17 protein-coding genes are annotated in these 17106 nt (G+C 58.6%); 9 read left to right on the forward strand and 8 right to left on the reverse strand.

The window, feature by feature from the left end; all coding sequences use genetic code 11:
* The first annotated feature begins 145 nt into the window (after positions 1-145).
* Positions 146-1609 carry a glyceraldehyde-3-phosphate dehydrogenase gene (locus tag AC1MDT_RS01940; protein WP_480420441.1) on the forward strand — a complete coding sequence of 488 codons (1464 nt, stop codon included), beginning with the start codon at positions 146-148 and terminating at the stop codon, positions 1607-1609.
* A 190-nt stretch (positions 1610-1799) separates the two neighbouring features.
* On the opposite strand, the gene tcuC is transcribed toward AC1MDT_RS01940, so the two are convergent.
* On the reverse strand, positions 1800-3101 hold the full coding sequence (tcuC, locus tag AC1MDT_RS01945) for a tricarballylate/proton symporter TcuC (RefSeq protein WP_480420442.1): 1302 nt from the start codon (positions 3099-3101) through the stop codon (positions 1800-1802).
* A gap of 412 nt (positions 3102-3513) precedes the next feature.
* On the opposite strand from tcuC, the gene AC1MDT_RS01950 reads away from it, so the two are divergent.
* Positions 3514-4494 carry an FAD:protein FMN transferase gene (locus AC1MDT_RS01950; protein ID WP_480422682.1) on the forward strand — a complete coding sequence of 327 codons (981 nt, stop codon included), beginning with the start codon at positions 3514-3516 and terminating at the stop codon, positions 4492-4494.
* 206 nt (positions 4495-4700) lie between these two features.
* On the forward strand, positions 4701-6095 hold the full coding sequence (gene sthA, locus AC1MDT_RS01955) for a Si-specific NAD(P)(+) transhydrogenase (RefSeq protein ID WP_480420443.1): 1395 nt from the start codon (positions 4701-4703) through the stop codon (positions 6093-6095).
* A 42-nt stretch (positions 6096-6137) separates the two neighbouring features.
* Here the strand turns inward: sthA and AC1MDT_RS01960 are convergent, their stop codons facing one another.
* Together AC1MDT_RS01960 and AC1MDT_RS01965 are read right to left on the reverse strand one after the other, a co-directional pair.
* A complete protein-coding gene (locus tag AC1MDT_RS01960; RefSeq protein ID WP_480420444.1) occupies positions 6138-6860 on the reverse strand; it encodes a glycerophosphodiester phosphodiesterase in 723 nt (240 codons plus the stop codon).
* Between the two features lie 14 nt (positions 6861-6874).
* Positions 6875-7456, reverse strand: coding sequence for a PilZ domain-containing protein (locus tag AC1MDT_RS01965; RefSeq protein ID WP_480420445.1), 582 nt, complete (start codon positions 7454-7456; stop codon positions 6875-6877).
* A 94-nt stretch (positions 7457-7550) separates the two neighbouring features.
* Between AC1MDT_RS01965 and AC1MDT_RS01970 the strand changes: the two genes are divergently transcribed.
* The 3 genes from AC1MDT_RS01970 to AC1MDT_RS01980 all read left to right on the forward strand — a co-directional run bounded on the left by AC1MDT_RS01970 (position 7551) and on the right by AC1MDT_RS01980 (position 10803).
* On the forward strand, positions 7551-8801 hold the full coding sequence (locus AC1MDT_RS01970) for a lipoprotein-releasing ABC transporter permease subunit (RefSeq protein WP_201118184.1): 1251 nt from the start codon (positions 7551-7553) through the stop codon (positions 8799-8801).
* 7 nt (positions 8802-8808) lie between these two features.
* Positions 8809-9492, forward strand: a complete 684-nt coding sequence (lolD, locus tag AC1MDT_RS01975; RefSeq protein ID WP_414906503.1) for a lipoprotein-releasing ABC transporter ATP-binding protein LolD — start codon at positions 8809-8811, stop codon at positions 9490-9492.
* Positions 9493-9558: 66 nt separating this feature from the next.
* Positions 9559-10803 carry a lipoprotein-releasing ABC transporter permease subunit gene (locus tag AC1MDT_RS01980; protein WP_480420446.1) on the forward strand — a complete coding sequence of 415 codons (1245 nt, stop codon included), beginning with the start codon at positions 9559-9561 and terminating at the stop codon, positions 10801-10803.
* A gap of 106 nt (positions 10804-10909) precedes the next feature.
* Here AC1MDT_RS01980 and AC1MDT_RS01985 read toward each other — a convergent pair whose 3' ends face one another.
* Complete coding sequence (locus tag AC1MDT_RS01985; RefSeq protein WP_480420447.1) at positions 10910-12259, reverse strand: heavy metal sensor histidine kinase; 1350 nt, start codon at positions 12257-12259, stop codon at positions 10910-10912.
* Complete coding sequence (locus tag AC1MDT_RS01990; RefSeq protein ID WP_480420448.1) at positions 12259-12939, reverse strand: heavy metal response regulator transcription factor; 681 nt, start codon at positions 12937-12939, stop codon at positions 12259-12261. Before AC1MDT_RS01990 ends, AC1MDT_RS01985 begins: the two co-directional genes overlap by 1 nt.
* A 154-nt stretch (positions 12940-13093) precedes the next feature.
* Between AC1MDT_RS01990 and copI the strand changes: the two genes are divergently transcribed.
* Together copI and queF are read left to right on the forward strand one after the other, a co-directional pair.
* A complete protein-coding gene (copI, locus tag AC1MDT_RS01995; RefSeq protein ID WP_480420449.1) occupies positions 13094-13618 on the forward strand; it encodes a copper-resistant cuproprotein CopI in 525 nt (174 codons plus the stop codon).
* A gap of 61 nt (positions 13619-13679) precedes the next feature.
* Positions 13680-14510 (forward strand): NADPH-dependent 7-cyano-7-deazaguanine reductase QueF, encoded by an 831-nt coding sequence (queF, locus tag AC1MDT_RS02000; RefSeq protein WP_480420450.1) that lies wholly within the window; start codon positions 13680-13682, stop codon positions 14508-14510.
* Between the two features lie 167 nt (positions 14511-14677).
* Here queF and AC1MDT_RS02005 read toward each other — a convergent pair whose 3' ends face one another.
* A complete protein-coding gene (locus tag AC1MDT_RS02005; protein WP_480420451.1) occupies positions 14678-14941 on the reverse strand; it encodes a DUF4404 family protein in 264 nt (87 codons plus the stop codon).
* A gap of 109 nt (positions 14942-15050) precedes the next feature.
* The gene (gene pcrP, locus AC1MDT_RS02010) at positions 15051-15671 is read right to left on the reverse strand and encodes an HAD superfamily inactivated hydrolase PcrP (protein WP_480420452.1); all 621 of its coding nucleotides are present in this window, start codon (positions 15669-15671) and stop codon (positions 15051-15053) included.
* Positions 15672-15872: 201 nt separating this feature from the next.
* Here pcrP and AC1MDT_RS02015 point away from each other — a divergent pair, with 201 nt between their 5' ends.
* Positions 15873-16562, forward strand: coding sequence for an MlaA family lipoprotein (locus AC1MDT_RS02015; protein WP_480420453.1), 690 nt, complete (start codon positions 15873-15875; stop codon positions 16560-16562).
* A 124-nt stretch (positions 16563-16686) separates the two neighbouring features.
* Here AC1MDT_RS02015 and AC1MDT_RS02020 read toward each other — a convergent pair whose 3' ends face one another.
* On the reverse strand, positions 16687-16986 hold the full coding sequence (locus AC1MDT_RS02020) for a PilZ domain-containing protein (protein WP_480420454.1): 300 nt from the start codon (positions 16984-16986) through the stop codon (positions 16687-16689).
* Between the last annotated feature and the right edge of the window lie 120 nt (positions 16987-17106).

Below are 17106 nucleotides of genomic sequence, written 5' to 3' on the forward strand. Positions count from 1 at the left end.
TGACTGTGCTGAAAGCCCCGGTTTTATTGGGCTTGAGCGCAGCGTGTTTTTTTCGAACGAGATTTTGTTACCGATGGTACGACAGGCGCGCATTGCTACGGGAGGCACTCGGCGGCATAATGTAGCCCCTTTTTTCTGCCCCTACATGTGGAAGGTTCCCGTGACTCAGAAGCCCGACCAGTGTCTTGGTGAATGGATCGACCGTGAAGCACTCGCAGAAGCGATGATTCCGCTTATCGGTCAGCTCTACCGCAATAACAACGTGGTGAGCTCGATCTATGGCCGCAGCCTGATCAATCGTTCAGTCATTGCGATTCTCAAAGCTCACCGCTTTGCTCGCCATCGCCAATCCGATGACAGCGAACTGTCCGTCCACGAAACATTCCCGCTGCTCAAGGCGATGAGCGAGCTCAAGCTCGGCGCTGCTTCGGTAGACCTGGGCAAGCTGGCGGTCAAATTCAAGGCCGAAGGCAAAGGCCGCACGGCCGAGCAGTTCGTTCGTGACGAGTTGGCTGATGTGGTTGGCCAGCAGAACGCTTCCGCTCGCAAAGGCACCGATGTTGTTCTGTACGGCTTTGGCCGTATCGGCCGTCTGCTGGCGCGTATCCTGATCGAGAAAACCGGTGGTGGCGACGGTCTGCGTCTGCGCGCCATCGTTGTCCGCAAGGGCGCCGAGAACGATCTGGTCAAACGTGCCAGCCTGCTGCGTCGTGACTCGGTTCATGGTCCGTTCGATGGTACTATCACCATTGATGAAGCCAACAACACCATCACCGCCAACGGCAACCTGATCCAGGTTATCTACGCGAAAAACCCTACTGAAGTGGACTACACCCAGTACGGCATCAAAAACGCGCTGCTGGTAGATAACACCGGTGTATGGCGCGACGCCGATGGCCTGGGTCAACACCTGGCTTGCCCGGGTATCGACCGTGTGGTTCTGACCGCGCCTGGCAAAGGCAAGCTGAAGAACATCGTTCACGGCATCAACCACGGTGAAATCACCGCTGATGACAAGATCGTTTCCGCCGCTTCCTGCACCACCAACGCCATCGTGCCGGTGCTGAAAGCAGTCAATGACAAGTTCGGCATCATCAACGGTCACGTTGAAACGGTTCACTCGTACACCAACGACCAGAACCTGATCGACAACTTCCACAAGGGCGATCGCCGTGGCCGTAGCGCCGCGTTGAACATGGTAATCACCGAGACCGGTGCTGCTACCGCTGCTGCCAAGGCGCTGCCTGAGCTGGCCGGCAAACTGACCGGTAACGCGATCCGCGTTCCGACGCCAAACGTGTCGATGGCCATTCTCAACCTGAACCTTGAGAAAGCCGCTACCCGTGAAGAGATGAACGAGTACCTGCGCTACATGGCGCTGCACTCCGATCTGCACAAGCAAATCGACTACGTCAACTCGCAGGAAGTGGTTTCCACCGACTTCGTTGGCTCGCGCCACGCAGGCGTTGTGGACGCGGAAGCGACCATCACCCAAGACAACCGCGTTGTTCTGTACGTTTGGTACGACAACGAATTCGGCTACAGCTGCCAGGTTGTTCGCGTGATGGAAGACATGGCCGGTGTAAACCCGCCAGCGTTCCCGCGCTAAGCGTCAGTTAGCGGTACATGAAAACGCCCCGACTTTGGTCGGGGCGTTTTTGTTTGTGGGGCAGAGGTAGAGGTTGTCAGGGCTGGCCTCTTCGTCGGAACGCCGCCCGGAGCCGGCTCGCTCCCACAGGATTCGCGGCGATCCAATGTGGGAGCGAGCCTGCTCGCGAAGGCGATCCGACGAATGCGGTCTATCGGGTGCCGCCGACCACCGCGGGCTGCGCAGTGCGCAGTTCGTGCCGATTGCCACGGAACAACACCAGCGTTGCGATTAACCCCAGCACTGCCGCTCCACTGAGCCAGATCCCCGGCGCCGCCTTGTTGTCCAGCACATGGATCAGGTACGTGCACACCGCCGGCGTAAACCCACCGAAGGTCGCCGTGGCCAGGCTGTAGGCCAAAGAGAAACCAGTCGTACGAACTTCCACCGGCATGATCTCGGTCAGGGCCACCACCATGGCGCCGTTGTACGAGCCATACAGGAACGACAGCCACAACTCGACGATCAGCAAATGGCTGAAGCTGGGGTTGGCTACCAGCCACGCAAGAGCAGGGTAGGCGGTGAGGATCGCCAGAATGGTCGCCGCCAGCAGTAGGGGTTTACGTCCGATCCTGTCAGACACCGAGCCCATCACCGGCAGCCAGAAGAAGTTCGAGAGGCCGATGCACACCGTGACGAGTAGCGCGTCCATATCCGACAGATGCAGTTCGGCTTTGCCGAACGTCGGGGTGTAGGCGGTGATCAGGTAGAACGACACCGTGGTCATCACCACCAGCGCCATGCCGGCGATGACAATGCCGAAATTCTGACCGATCGAACGGACAATATCCCGCAGCGTTGGGCGATGCTTGCGGGCCTGGAATTCAGGCGTTTCCTCCAGTGAACGACGAATCACGAAGATCACCGGCACGATCATGCAGCCGATCAGGAACGGCACGCGCCAGCCCCAATCGCCCATTTGTTCCGGGCTGAGCCAGTGGTTCAGACCGACACCCAGCAGGCCGGCGAATACCACCGCGGCTTGCTGACTGGCGGACTGCCAACTGACGAAGAACCCTTTGCGGCCCGGCGTGGCAATCTCTGCCAGGTACACCGATACGCCGCCCAGCTCCACCCCTGCCGAGAACCCTTGCAGCAGTCGGCCGAACAGTACGATCAGCGGTGCGGCAACGCCGAGGGTGGCGTAACCCGGCACGCAAGCAATCAACACCGTACCGGCGGCCATCAAGGCCAGCGTGATAATCAGCCCTTGGCGGCGGCCATGGCGGTCGATGTAGGCCCCGAGAAAAATCGCCCCCAACGGGCGCATCAGGAAGCCGGCACCGAAGGTGGCCAGCGACAACATCAGGGAAGCGAAAGCGCTGTCGGCCGGGAAGAAGGTTTTGGCAATGGCCGTGGCGTAAAAGCCGTAGACCATGAAGTCGAACATTTCGAGAAAGTTACCGCTGACAACGCGAAAAATCGCTTTGCCTTTGCCCGTATTCGAGGACATTTGAACGTACTCACTTTTGGCTATCTTGTTGGAAATCCTTGGTCTAGATGCGTCCTCGCCGCCGCCCATAGGGGCAGGCTCCGTCGGCGAACAGCTTTGTAACGATATGTGTGTGGAGTTGGATAGGCAACAACTAGTTAGCTTGCTGCTTAAACGATATAGCCATTACGCGGCATGAATCGCTGACTGGAGTGAATTACGGCTGCGGGCAGCACCCGATCAACTGTGGGAGCGAGCTTGCTCGCGATGAGGACGTGACATTCAACATCGATGTTGTCTGACTGTCCGCCATCGCGAGCAAGCTCGCTCCCACAGTTCTATCGCATAATGGCCAGCACTGGCGTTGTGTCAGGGATTTATTCAGGAGAGGCAGGATTTGTCACACGTGTGGAAGGGTTTTTTCCTGGTCCTGATGGGCACTTTGTCTGGCTGCGGCAACGGCGATTCCATGGAGAGCTTCGGCGGCCCGACCATGGGCAGTACTTATTCGATCAAATACCTGCGCCATGCCGGGTTACCCGGCCCGAAAGAGGTGCAAGTTGAAGTCGAAAAAATCCTCGCCGACGTTGACCGGCAAATGTCCACCTACCGCAGCAACTCGGACATCGAGCGCTTCAATGATCTGCCCGCCAACCGCTGTCAGGCAATGCCTGCGCCGATCCTCGAATTGGTCCGAGTCGGTGAACAACTGTCGCAGGAAAGCGACGGCTCCTACGACCTGACGGTTGAACCGCTGATGAACCTCTGGGGGTTCGGCCCGCAGGCCCGAGAAGAAAAAGTCCCGAGCGCTGAAGTGCTGGCCGAGGCGATGCAGCGAGTGGGTCACGCGCACCTGCGCATCGACGGCGATCAACTCTGCAAGGACGCCGCGGTCGAGGTCGATTTCAATAGCATCGCTGCCGGTTACACGGTCGACACCATTGCTGCCAGACTCGAAGCGATGGGTATCCACAACTACCTCGCTGAAGCCACCGGCGAACTCAAGGCGGTCGGCAAGAAGCTCGATGGCTCACCCTGGCGCATCGCCCTGGAAGAACCCCGTGACGATAAGCAAGTCGCAGAGCGCGTCATAGCGGTCGACGGCTACGGCGTATCCACCTCCGGCGATTACCGTAATTATTTCGAACAGGGGGGGCAGCGCTATTCCCACACCTTCGACGCGCGCACCGGCGCACCGATCACCCACAGCCTGGCCTCAGTCACGGTGATTAATCCTTCAACGTTGATGGCCGATGGCTTATCGACGCTGCTGTTGATTCTCGGTCCGGAGCGCGGTTGGGACTACGCGGAAAATCACGGCATCGGCGCCTTTTTTGTGATTCGTGCCGATACAGGTTTTGTCACACGAACCAATCAGGCTTTTGAGCGCCTCAGTGGCGGCAAAACCGAATGAACGCGGCGTTTGTACATTGAATTCTGGTGTTGTAGTGCAGGCAAAACTAGCCTACGACGCGACCAAGGGTTAATGTGCGCGGCGTTGACGCTTCTATAGACTGTGTCCGGGTTCTGCACTGGCCCCAAATTGTTCCTTCACGCCGCAGATCGGCGTGATTTAGCCGCAGGTGCCGAGGGCGCCGCGGCCTGTTCTGAGGAGTACGCATGGCTGTCTACAACTACGACGTGGTGGTGCTGGGTTCCGGTCCGGCGGGAGAAGGCGCGGCAATGAACGCCGCCAAAGCAGGGCGCAAGGTCGCGATGGTCGATAGCCGTCGCCAGGTCGGCGGTAACTGCACCCACCTGGGCACCATCCCGTCCAAGGCGTTGCGTCACTCGGTCCGGCAGATCATGCAGTTCAACACCAACCCGATGTTCCGGGCCATTGGTGAGCCACGCTGGTTCTCGTTCCCGGACGTGTTGAAAAGCGCTGAAAAAGTTATCTCCAAACAAGTCGCTTCGCGTACCGGCTACTACGCCCGTAACCGCGTCGACGTGTTCTTCGGCACCGGCAGCTTCGCCGACGAGCAAACCATCGAAGTGGTTTGCGCCAACGGTGTGGTCGAAAAACTGGTGGCCAAGCACATCATCATCGCCACCGGTTCGCGTCCTTATCGCCCGGCGGACATCGATTTTCATCACCCGCGTATCTACGATAGCGACACCATCCTCAGCCTCGGCCACACCCCGCGCAAACTCATCGTTTACGGCGCAGGCGTGATCGGTTGCGAATACGCCTCGATCTTCAGTGGTCTGGGTGTACTGGTTGAACTGGTGGATAACCGCGGTCAGTTGCTGAGCTTCCTCGACTCGGAAATTTCCCAGGCGCTGAGCTATCACTTCAGCAACAACAACATCACGGTTCGCCACAACGAAGACTACGACCGCGTCGAAGGCGTGGACAACGGTGTGATCCTGCACCTGAAGTCCGGCAAGAAGATCAAGGCCGACGCCTTGCTCTGGTGCAACGGCCGTACGGGTAACACTGATCAGTTGGGTCTGGAAAACATCGGCGTGAAGGTCAACAGCCGTGGCCAGATCGAAGTCGACGAGGCCTACCGCACCTGCGTTCCGAACATTTATGGTGCCGGTGACGTGATCGGCTGGCCGAGCCTGGCCAGTGCTGCTCACGACCAGGGCCGTTCGGCCGCTGGCAGCATCGTCGATAACAACAGCTGGCGCTTTGTGAATGATGTGCCGACCGGCATCTACACCATTCCGGAGATCAGCTCGATCGGCAAGAACGAGCAGGAACTGACTCAGGCGAAAGTGCCGTACGAAGTGGGCAAGGCCTTCTTCAAGAGCATGGCGCGGGCGCAAATCGCCGGCGAGCCTCAAGGCATGCTGAAGATCCTGTTCCACCGCGAGACGCTGGAAGTGCTGGGTGTTCACTGCTTCGGTTATCAGGCGTCGGAGATCGTGCACATCGGTCAGGCGATCATGAGCCAGCCGGGCGAACAGAACACGCTGAAGTACTTCGTCAACACCACGTTCAACTACCCGACCATGGCTGAAGCCTATCGGGTAGCGGCATACGATGGCCTCAACCGGCTTTTTTGAGCGGCTCCGGCCGGTGGCCTGAGCCGGCCGGGGAGACCGATTTCAGCAATTCTCGAGCGTGGCAGTGGCCAAACCGGGAAAGTCTGTAATCAGGCTGTCAACGCCGAAGTCGGCGAGTCTGCGCATCAGCGCGGGCTCGTTGACTGTCCATACCGACACATGCAGTCCCTGACGTTGCGCCTTCTGCAGGCGTTCCGGCGTACACAGGGTCCAGTTCAGCGCCAGAATCTCACAGCCGTAACTTTGGGCGACCTTCAACGGGTCGAGCCAGGCGTATTCGGCCACCAGTCCACGAGAGACGTCCGGCACCAGGTCCAGCGCGGCTTTCAATACTTCGCGTGAGCTTGAGGTGATCGTCACCTTGTCCAGCAAGCCATGCCGTTGCGCCATTTCGCGAATCGCCAGCACCGTCGTCGCGGCACGGGTGCGTGACGCGCTTTTGACTTCCAGTTGCCAGTGCTCGAAATCGCATTGCTCGAACAGCGCTTCCAGCGTAGGAATCGGGCAGGGCTTGATCCAGCCAGGGCCGCCCTTGCGCGCGTCATAGGTCACCAGTTCGGCGGCCATATGTTCAACCACCTTGCCGCGACGGTCGGTGGTGCGCTTGAGGGTCGGGTCGTGAATGACCATCAACTCGCCGTCCATGGACAGGTGCAGGTCCAGTTCGCAGCGGCGCACGCCATGTTTGAGACATTGCTGAAAACTGGTCAGCGTGTTTTCCGGTGCTTCGCCCTTGGCGCCGCGATGGCCGTAGATGAGGGTCACGGTTCTTCCTTAAATTAATTGCCTGATTCGTTGTGTTCGCGGGCCAGGCGTCGTTCCTGGGCCTGCTTCTGCAAAATGTAGCGGGCCAGCAGTTGGCGCTGGGCATCGGTCGGGGTTTGAAACTCGGTGCCGATGTCATAGCCCTCGCCCTTGCGGTCGCAGTGGGTGACCTTGGCCCGCAACAACAGGCCCAGCGCTTGTGGCATCAGCACCAGCTTGACCGACAGGTGAGTACCGGCAGCGAAGGGCGTCGGGTTTTGAAAGTCGATGCCACCTTCGGAGATGATCACCGGCTGCGGCTCGCCGATTTGCCCAAGCACGGTGATTGCGATCACCTGACTCAACAAGTCGATACGTTTGTTCTGGGATTTCAGGAACGCTGCGAGGTTCCGGTCGCGCTCGCTGATCTGGCGCAGCAGGTGTTGCGACTCGAATTCACTCAGGTGAAGTTCGCTGAGCAGGTTGAAGAGCGGGGAAGCATCCTGTAACACTTCCTGGCCCGCCGCTTCGACAGCGGACAGGGACCGAATTTCCAGTGCGATCGAATCCTCGATACGGTAGTATTCGCGGCGATCTTCTTCATCTAATGTCGACATGGCGAACCCATGGTAGCGGCGGTGGTCTGAGTGTAAAGCTGGTTATCGACCCCCGCCACAAGGACGTTCCTTTTCCCTCCGAACAAGCCCCGACATGTTCAGACCTCTCTTCGTATTTATTGGCACGCGTTATACCCGTGCAAAGCGTCGCAATCATTTTGTGTCGTTCATTTCCCTGACCTCGATGATCGGACTCGCCCTCGGCGTTGTCGTGATGATTGTGGTGCTGTCGGTCATGAACGGCTTCGATCATGAGATGCGCACCCGCGTGCTGGGCATGGTGCCCCACGCAACCATCGAGTCCGGTGAACCGATCAGCGACTGGCAAAGCCTGGCCGCCAAGGTCAAGCAGAACCCGCAGGTGACGGCCGTTGCGCCGTTCACTCAGATGCAGGGTCTGCTGACCAACAACGGCAAAGTCTCCAAAGTCCTGCTCAATGCCGTGGACCCTGCGCTGGAACGGCAGGTCTCGATCATTGATAACTTCATGCAGCAGGGCAAGCTCGACGACCTGACGCCTGGCAGTTTCGGCATCGTCATCGGCGACAAGGCGGCGGCCAAGCTCGGCGCGGCCATCGGCGACAAGCTGACATTTGTCGCGCCGGAAGTCACGGTGACCCCCGCCGGAATGTTCCCGCGCATGAAACGCTTTACCGTGGTCGGCATTTTCCATGTCGGCGCCGGTGAGCTCGACGGCTACCTGGGCGTCACCAATCTGCAGGATCTGGCGAAGCTGCACCGCTGGAAACCGGATCAGGTGCAGGGTATCCGGTTGAAGTTCGACGACCTGTTCCAGGCGCCACGCACCGCGTGGACCATCGCCCAGCAGCTCGGTGAAGATCATTATTACGCCCGTGACTGGACCCGCACCCACGGCAATTTGTATCAGGCTATCCGTATGGAAAAAGCCATGATCGGTTTGCTGTTGCTGCTGATCGTCGCCGTTGCGGCGTTCAACATCATTTCCACGCTGGTGATGGTGGTGAACGACAAGAAGGGCGATATCGCGATTTTGCGCACACTCGGCGCCACACCAGGGTCGATCATGGCGATCTTCATGGTGCAGGGCACCGTCATTGGCGTGGTCGGTACGCTGATCGGCGCCGTGGTCGGGATTTTCGCTGCGTTGAACGTCAGCGCCGCGATCTCGGTCCTCGAAGGCCTGATCGGGCACAAATTCCTCAACGCCGACGTGTATTTCATCGATTACCTGCCGTCGCAAGTGCAGAGCCAGGATGTGTTGATGGTCTGCGCCGCCGCGTTGGTCCTGAGTTTCCTCGCCACCCTGTATCCAGCCTGGCGTGCCGCGCGCACCCAGCCTGCGGAGGCGTTACGTTATGAGTGAGTCGGGCATGAGTGATAAAGCAATCTTGAGCTGCCGCAACCTGGGCAAGTCCTACTTGGAAGGCCCGGAGTCGGTCGAGGTCCTGGCCGGTCTGCAACTGGAGCTGCATCCAGGCGAGCGCGTGGCGATCGTCGGAACGTCGGGTTCGGGTAAAAGTACCTTGCTCAACCTGCTGGGCGGCCTCGACACGCCGACCAAGGGCAGCGTCTGGCTCGACGGTGAAGAGCTTTCGGCACTGAGCGAAAAGAATCGTGGCCTGCTGCGTAACCGTTCCCTCGGGTTCGTGTACCAGTTCCACCATTTGCTGCCGGAATTCACCGCGCTGGAAAACGTCTGCATGCCGCTGTTGATCGGCAAAACCTCGATCCCGCAAGCGCGTCAGCGTGCAACGGCATTGTTGGAGCGGGTAGGGCTGGGCCATCGTCTGGAGCACAAACCGGCTGAATTGTCCGGTGGCGAACGCCAGCGTGTGGCCATTGCCCGTGCGCTGGTGAATAAGCCAGGGCTGGTGATGCTCGACGAGCCGACCGGCAACCTCGACTCCCACACCGCCCAGGGCATTCAGGATTTGATGCTGGAACTCAGCACCTCGATGCGCACGGCGTTCCTGGTGGTGACTCACGACATGAACCTGGCTCGCCAGATGGATCGCGTCCTGCATTTGCAGGAAGGTTACCTGACCCCCATCTGATTGGCTGAAACCCGGCGTCACTGAACAGTGCGTCGGGTCTTTTATTTTTATACGGTGCCCCAGCGAATGTTCAGACCGTTATCGATCTTTATCGGCATGCGCTATACCCGCGCCAAGCGCCGCAATCGCTTTGTCTCCTTCATCTCGATGACGTCGATGATCGGCCTCGCCCTCGGCGTGCTTTCGATGATCGTGGTGTTGTCGGTGATGAATGGCTTTCAGCGCGAAATGAGTTCGCGCATCCTCGGCATGGTGCCGCATGCGACCATCGTCGGTGTGAACCCGATCGACGATTGGCAGCCGGTTGCCGCCGCCGCGATGAAAAATCCCGAAGTGACGGCGGCGGTGCCGTTCACCGAGATGGAAGGCATGCTCTCTTATAAAGGCACGATGCAGCCGATCCAGGTCAGCGGTGTCGATCCTGCGCTGGAAGGCAAGGTGTCGATCGTTGCTCAGCACATTGTCCAGGGCCGACTCGATGCCTTGAAGCCGGGCGAGTTTGGCGTGGTGGTCGGTGAAATCACGGCGCGGCGCTTCCGCTTGAATGTCGGCGACAAAATCACCCTGATCGTGCCGGAAGTCAGCAATGCACCGGGGGGCATTACCCCGCGCATGCAGCGACTGAACGTTGTGGGCGTGTTCAAGGTGGGCGCTGAGCTGGACGGCTCCATGGCGCTGATCCACGTCGCCGATGCCGCGCAGATGCAGCATTGGCAGCCGAATCAGGTGCAGAGCGTGCGCTTGGCGGTGAAGGACTTGTACGCTGCGCCGAAGGTCTCCAGCGACATTGCTGGCGGGCTGGGCGCTGCTTACAAGGCTGACGACTGGACCCACACCCAGGGCAGTCTGTTCAGTGCGATGAAAATGGAAAAAACCATGATCGGCCTGCTGTTGCTGATGATCGTCGCCGTGGCGGCGTTCAATATCATCGCGACCCTGATCATGGTCGTGAACGACAAGGGCGCGGACATCGCGATCCTGCGGACCATTGGTGCGACGCCGCGGCAGATCATGGCGATCTTCATGGTGCAGGGCACGGTGATCGGCATTGTCGGGACCTTGATCGGTGGCGTGCTGGGCGTGATTGCGGCGCTGAACGTCAGTGAAATGGTGGGATGGATTGAGCGGGTGAGCGGGCAGCACATCTTCAGTTCTGACGTGTATTTCGTCAGTAACTTGCCGTCTGAACTGCAGGGTGGGGATGTGTTGTTGATCTGCTCGGCAGGGTTCATCTTGAGCTTCCTCGCTACCGTTTACCCAGCGTGGCGGGCGGCGAAGATCGAGCCGGCTTACGCGTTGCGGTATTCGTAAGCCCTGAAATCGTCATCGCGAGCAAGCTCGCTCCCACATTGGATCTGAGTCGACTCGGACAAGTGTGGGAGCGAGCTTGCTCGCGATGGGGCCTGTCTTGCTGACCTCAATCTCCCTTTGGTAATTCGATTACAAACCTAGTCCATCCGTTATCCGACTCACAGCGAATCTGCCCACCATGGGCACGGATGATCGACTGGGTAATCGCCAATCCCAATCCCGCGTGTTCACTGCTGCCTTCCTGTCGCGACGGATCAGCCCGGTAGAAGCGATCAAACAACCGAGGCAGCAACGCCCCGTCAATGCCATTTCCGCTGTTCTCTACCGTAAGACTCAACCCTTTAGGTTGATCGACAATCCGGACCCGAACCTCACCCCCGACCGGTGTGAACCGCAACGCGTTATCCAGCAAATTCGAAAGCGCCCGCCGCAACATGCTGCGGTCGCCCTCCATGCGAGCAGCTCCGTTGCGGCTCAACGTCACCCGAGTGTCCTCGGCCAACGGCGCAAAAAATTCCAGCAGCAGATCCGCTTCTTCCGCCAGTTCCAGTGGTTCGCGCTTGGGCATCAGCAACCCATGGTCAGCCTTGGCCAGGTACAACATGTCGTTGACCAGTTGCGCCATCCACTGCAGTTCTTCGAGGTTACTGTGCAGCGCTTCGCGGTAATCCTCGATGGGCCGTGGGCGGGTGAGGGTGACCTGAGTGTGGGTCAACAGGTTTGACAATGGCGTGCGCAGTTCATGGGCGATGTCGGCGGAGAAGGCCGAGAGTCGTTGAAAAGAGTCGTCGAGGCGCCCGAGCATGGCGTTGAAGCTGTGAGCCATTTCCGCGAGCTCTGGCGGCATGTTTTCTTCGGGCAGGCGTGCGTTGAGCGATTGCGCCGAAACACCGCTGGCGACTGCACTCATGCGTCGCAGCGGCCGCAAGCCACTGCGCGCGGCCCATGCGCCGAGCAGGGCGGTGGCCAGGGCTGACAAACCCACCGTCAGCCAGATCAGGTGCTGCATGCGTTGCAGAAAGTGCTGGTGATGAGTGATGTCCAGCAGCAGGATTAGTTGCGGTGAATCAGGCTTGTCGACAAACAGCGGCGCATTCAGGACACGATAGTCGGTGCCGTCGTCGTTCAGGGTCGACAAACCCGGTTTTTGCGCAAGCTTATCGGGCAGGCGCGATGAGCTGTCATACCAGCGCTGGCCATCGCTGCCCGTGATCCGTAGCGACAGATCAGCCTGCCGGCTCAATTCATCGGCCAGTTTTATTTCGCTTTCACTCGACTGAATGTCATGCAGCGCCCGGCGCAAGCCAATCAACTTGCCATCCAGCAATTGCTGATCGAGTTCGATGAAATGCGCCTCACTGGCACGACTGAACAGCACCCCGGCAAACAGCGAAACCACGGCCGTGCACGCGGCAAACAGCAGCGCCAGACGACTGCTTAACGAAAGTCGGCGCATCAGGCGGGGCGCTCTTCAAGGACGTAACCCATGCCGCGTACGGTGTGGATCAACTTGTTCGCAAAGTCATCGTCGATCTTCAGGCGCAGACGGCGGATTGCGACTTCGATGACATTGGTGTCGCTGTCGAAATTCATGTCCCACACCTGAGAGGCGATCAGCGACTTGGGCAAGACTTCGCCCTGACGGCGCAGGAGCATTTCCAGCAGGGCGAATTCCTTGGCCGTCAGGTCGATACGCTGACCGCCGCGCTCAACCCGGCGACGGATCAAATCCAGTCGAAGATCGGCCAGTTGCAGGCTGGTTTCCTGTGGCGTGGCGCTGCCGCGCCGCAACAGGCTGCGGACCCGGGCCAGCAGTTCGGAAAAGGCGAACGGCTTGACCAGGTAATCGTCGGCGCCCAGTTCGAGGCCGTGAACCCTGTCCGCCACCGCGTCGCGTGCGGTCAGAAACAGTACCGGCGTGTCGAGGCCAGCACCCCGCACTGCTTGCAGAATCTGCCAGCCATCGCGGCCGGGCAACATCACATCGAGGATCAGCAGCGCGTAATCACCGCTCAACGCCAGTTGCTGGCCGGTGCTGCCGTCAGCCACGAGTTCGGTGTTGAAACCGGCCTCGGTCAGGCCCTGGCGCAGGTAATGGCCCGTTTTCGGTTGGTCTTCGACGATCAGCAGTTTCATGGTCAACTCGGGCAAATGGAACGAACGCTTTATACCGTGGGCTGTGTGAGTGCAGGCCAACCTGACAAAGTTGTAATCTGTCTGTCAGGTTGCGGGCAGTGGTGGCAGTTTAGAGTTTTCCACAGGCTGAACCTTATCTTGTTGGAGTACGACTATGTTTTTGCGCAAATCTCTGGTGCTGACGGCGTATTTGCTGGCGCTGAGTTCGCCGGTATGGGCATCGCCAACGACGACTTATGATTTCGGTCAGCCGGCCCCGGCGGCCAAGGCTACCCGCAGCGTTGAAGTGGTGATGGGCGATATGTCGTTTACGCCGAAGGCCATCGATATCAAGGCCGGTGAGACGGTTCGTTTTGTGCTGGTGAATAAAGGTCAATTGCTCCACGAATTCAACCTCGGGGACACGGCGATGCATGCAAAGCATCAGCAGGAAATGCTGAAGATGCAGCAGAGCGGCATGCTCACGCCTACAGGCATGAAGAACATGGACCACGACGCCATGGCCGGCATGGACCATGGAATGATGAAACACGACGACCCGAATAGCGTCCTCGTAGAACCGGGGAAAACTGCAGAATTGACCTGGACCTTTACCAAAGCCACCAACCTGGAATTTGCCTGCAATATCCCCGGCCATTACCAGGCCGGCATGGTCGGCAAGTTGACTGTCAGTCAGTAAGCACTCAAAGGTGGGAGCAAAGGCTGGTAGAATCCGCTGATTCTTCAGTCAGGTTTCCGCCATGCATCCCGCAGCCGAACACTCGCCGCTGGGCAAATCCAGCGAATACATCGCCACATACACACCGTCCTTGCTGTTTCCGATCCCGCGCACAGCGAAATGGGCGGAGCTGGGCCTGACGGCGCAAACCCTGCCGTATAAAGGTGTGGATTTCTGGAACTGCTTCGAGCTGTCGTGGTTGTTGCCGTCGGGCAAGCCAGTCGTGGCGATTGGTGAGTTCAGCATCCCGGCGGACTCGCCAAATATCATCGAATCAAAGTCGTTCAAGCTGTATCTGAACTCCCTGAACCAGACGCCGTTTGCCGACACCGCGAGCCTTGAAGCGACGCTGATGAAAGACCTGTCGGCCGCTGCCGGCAAACCGGTGGGCGTGCGGATTCGCAGCTTGAAGGATGTCGAGGCCGAAGGTGTCGTGGCGTTGCCGGGCGTGTGTATCGATGACCTGGATATCAGCGTCAGCAATTATGAACATCCACGTCCGGAGCTGCTGCGTTGCGATGATTCGCGGATTGTCGAAGAAAGCGTGCACAGTCATTTACTCAAATCCAACTGCCCGGTGACCAGTCAGCCGGACTGGGGGAGTGTGGCGGTAGAGTACCGTGGCGCGGCGCTGGATCACGCGAGTTTGCTGGAGTACATCGTGAGCTTCCGTCAGCACTCCGACTTCCATGAGCAGTGCGTGGAGCGAATTTTCCTTGATCTGCAGCGGTTGCTCAAACCCGAGAAATTGACGGTGTATGCACGATATGTACGTCGCGGCGGGTTGGACATCAACCCCTATCGCAGCACTGAAGAAGTGCAGCTGCCGAACCATCGACTGGTCCGCCAATAAAGCCCCCCCTGTAGGAGCGAGCTTGCTCGCGAGGGTGTGTCAGCTGCATTGATGTCGACTGACACACCCTCGCGAGCAGGCTCGCTCCCACAGGGGGTTGCATTTCAAGTCTGCAGATATGAAAAAGCCCCGCCATTGATAGCGGGGCTTTTTTGTATCTGACAGGTTCAGACCCCGATACTGACCAAGGTTTGCGCAATATTGCGCAAGGTGCCGGCAATAACGGGGTGTTCAAGTTCGAAGCGTTCGACAGCCCGGTTGACGCCGTCGGCCAGGCTGGAATCCTTGGTTTTGGTTTCGAGCTCTAGCTCAAGCTCGATTTGTTGCATCAGCACGTGCAGGTCTTCGCGCTCGGCTTCGGACAGCGGAGGATTCTGTTCCAATTGCTCGCGCAGAGTATTGAGCTGTTCTTGCAGTTCGCGGGCAGGCATGGCGTTCTTCCTTTTATCGATAGGCACTGGCATAGACCGCAGCAGCACGCCAAAAGTCTATGGCTGACCTTTAGATTAATCCACTCGCGCACAACGTGCATGATCTCGATCAGGGCTTTTCGCCCTTGAGTCGGCGCAAACTGATGTCTGCCAGGCAGGTGTCCAGTTCACCGAGGTGGTCAATCACCGAATGCACGCCCAGACCGAACAGCTGGACCGTCGCCTTGCCCCGTTTGAATTCCCTTTCCTGTTGAGTCAGCGCCTGCCATTCGTTGGGCGCCATTGCGCAAAGCGAGCCGCAGGATGCCAGGCCAATCGTCCACAACCCGGCATTGAGCCCGGCTTGCAGCAATCGCGGTTCGCCGCTGACCAGCACGCAACCCTCCAGGCGTTCGACATTCAAGGTCATTAACGCTTGCCAGCAGGCATTCGGTGCCGGCCAAGGGTTGTTTGTTTCTGGATGTTGCGAGGGTTTGATCCAGTCCGGCAAGGCGGCGGCCAGTGAGTGGCTGAGGGCAGGGGGGAGCTCATCGAGCCAGGCACAGGGGATCTGCTGACGTTGCAGACTGCGCAGACTCTCCAGCGCGCCAGGTGTCACCTCGGCGTGTTCGGCAACAGGACCGTCATGCGGGCGCGTGCGGGCGCCGAAATCCACCAGGCAACCACTGAGACCGAACAACACGGCGGTCAGGCTGGGCGCAACGAGGGGCAATGTTTCGGCATGTGGCATGTCAACGTCCCTGAAATAGTGACAAGGCTAGGCGTCGCCGGTGACAGTTGAGTGACATTGTTGTGAATCGCTCACAATCATGACCAATCATCCGTAGGCCACCGCGCCCGATGCTGCCTAATCCGGCTTTTACGTCTTATACTAACCAGCTTAACGCCCGGGCCCAGTGCCCGCGCCAGTACCATTCCAAGGAGTTTTTCTATGCGCTGGAGCAATCGTCTCGCTCAGCTTTGTGTGTGTGCCAGTGTATTGCTGGTTCCGTTTGTTGCTCAGGCCGCTTCGGAAGACGATCCTTGGGAAAGCATCAACCGTCCAATCTACAAGTTCAATGATGTACTCGACACTTACGCGCTGAAACCTTTGGCTAAAGGCTACCAGTACGTGACACCTCAATTTGTCGAAGATGGCATTCACAACTTCTTCCAGAACATCGGTGATGTGCGCAACCTGGCCAACGATGTCCTGCAGGCCAAGCCAGCCGCAGCCGGCGTTGATACGGCGCGTCTGATTTTCAACACCACCTTCGGCTTGCTGGGGGTTATCGATGTCGGCACCAAAATGGGCCTGCACCGCAATGACGAAGACTTTGGCCAGACACTCGGCCATTGGGGCGTAGGCAGCGGTCCTTACGTGATGCTGCCGTTCTTCGGCCCAAGCACCTTGCGTGATGCGCCGTCCAAGTACATCGACACCTACACCGGCCCTTATCGTTACGTTGACGATGTAGCGGTGCGCAATTCGTTCTTCGCTCTGGATACCATCGACACTCGCGCGAGCCTGCTGTCGTCCGAGAAGCTGATCACCGGCGACAAGTACATCTTTATCCGCGAAGCGTACTTGCAGAACCGCGAATTCAAAGTCAAAGACGGCAAGGTCGTAGACGATTTTTGATCTCGACCGCCCTGTAGGAGCGAGCTCGCTCGCGATGGTTGTTAACGATAACGCTTGTTTACTGGCTAAACGCGGCGCTCTTGAGTCCATCGCGAGCAAGCTCGCTCCTCCAAGGGGATCCGGGTTATTTCATCTTCAGGATTGTAAGCCCAAGTTTCTGACTGCTGCCGTCCTGTTCCCTGATCCACACCACTTCTGTGTCGGCTTCAAGCCCCTTGAGGGCTGCGTGCTCTGAATCTATCCGTATGCTCAAGTGGTCACCGACCTTGAACGAGCGCGGTGCTTTTACCTGCATGCCACTGCTGGAAAGGTCGATACAGACGGCTGCAACCTCGTCTCCTTGATGAATCAGCGATACATCGGCATCGACCCGCATGCGGATGAAGTCACGCTTTTCGCTGTAGTCCCGATCGATTTGACTCATGGGCTTGGACCTTCCATTGGGTTACGGTTTTGCCTGTTCTTATAACTCTCGGTGATTTGACAAGTAAAGACGTCAGGCGACCATCGGCGTGAGCTTGAAACGCCCCGCGGATGGGAGTAC

The sequence above is a fragment of the Pseudomonas sp. ASL7 genome (assembly GCF_056680375.1).

Coding starts and splice junctions, on each gene's coding strand:
- sthA (WP_480420443.1), top strand. CDS start 4,701: ATGGCTGTCTACAACTACGACGTGGTGGTGCTGGGTTCCGGTCCGGCG.
- AC1MDT_RS02005 (WP_480420451.1), bottom strand. CDS start 14,941: ATGCCTGCCCGCGAACTGCAAGAACAGCTCAATACTCTGCGCGAGCAA.
- AC1MDT_RS01940 (WP_480420441.1), top strand. CDS start 146: ATGTGGAAGGTTCCCGTGACTCAGAAGCCCGACCAGTGTCTTGGTGAA.
- AC1MDT_RS02020 (WP_480420454.1), bottom strand. CDS start 16,986: ATGAGTCAAATCGATCGGGACTACAGCGAAAAGCGTGACTTCATCCGC.
- AC1MDT_RS01985 (WP_480420447.1), bottom strand. CDS start 12,259: ATGCGCCGACTTTCGTTAAGCAGTCGTCTGGCGCTGCTGTTTGCCGCG.
- copI (WP_480420449.1), top strand. CDS start 13,094: ATGTTTTTGCGCAAATCTCTGGTGCTGACGGCGTATTTGCTGGCGCTG.
- AC1MDT_RS02015 (WP_480420453.1), top strand. CDS start 15,873: ATGCGCTGGAGCAATCGTCTCGCTCAGCTTTGTGTGTGTGCCAGTGTA.
- AC1MDT_RS01980 (WP_480420446.1), top strand. CDS start 9,559: ATGTTCAGACCGTTATCGATCTTTATCGGCATGCGCTATACCCGCGCC.
- AC1MDT_RS01990 (WP_480420448.1), bottom strand. CDS start 12,939: ATGAAACTGCTGATCGTCGAAGACCAACCGAAAACGGGCCATTACCTG.
- lolD (WP_414906503.1), top strand. CDS start 8,809: ATGAGTGATAAAGCAATCTTGAGCTGCCGCAACCTGGGCAAGTCCTAC.
- pcrP (WP_480420452.1), bottom strand. CDS start 15,671: ATGCCACATGCCGAAACATTGCCCCTCGTTGCGCCCAGCCTGACCGCC.
- AC1MDT_RS01950 (WP_480422682.1), top strand. CDS start 3,514: ATGGGCACTTTGTCTGGCTGCGGCAACGGCGATTCCATGGAGAGCTTC.
- AC1MDT_RS01965 (WP_480420445.1), bottom strand. CDS start 7,456: ATGTCGACATTAGATGAAGAAGATCGCCGCGAATACTACCGTATCGAG.
- tcuC (WP_480420442.1), bottom strand. CDS start 3,101: ATGTCCTCGAATACGGGCAAAGGCAAAGCGATTTTTCGCGTTGTCAGC.
- queF (WP_480420450.1), top strand. CDS start 13,680: ATGCATCCCGCAGCCGAACACTCGCCGCTGGGCAAATCCAGCGAATAC.
- AC1MDT_RS01970 (WP_201118184.1), top strand. CDS start 7,551: ATGTTCAGACCTCTCTTCGTATTTATTGGCACGCGTTATACCCGTGCA.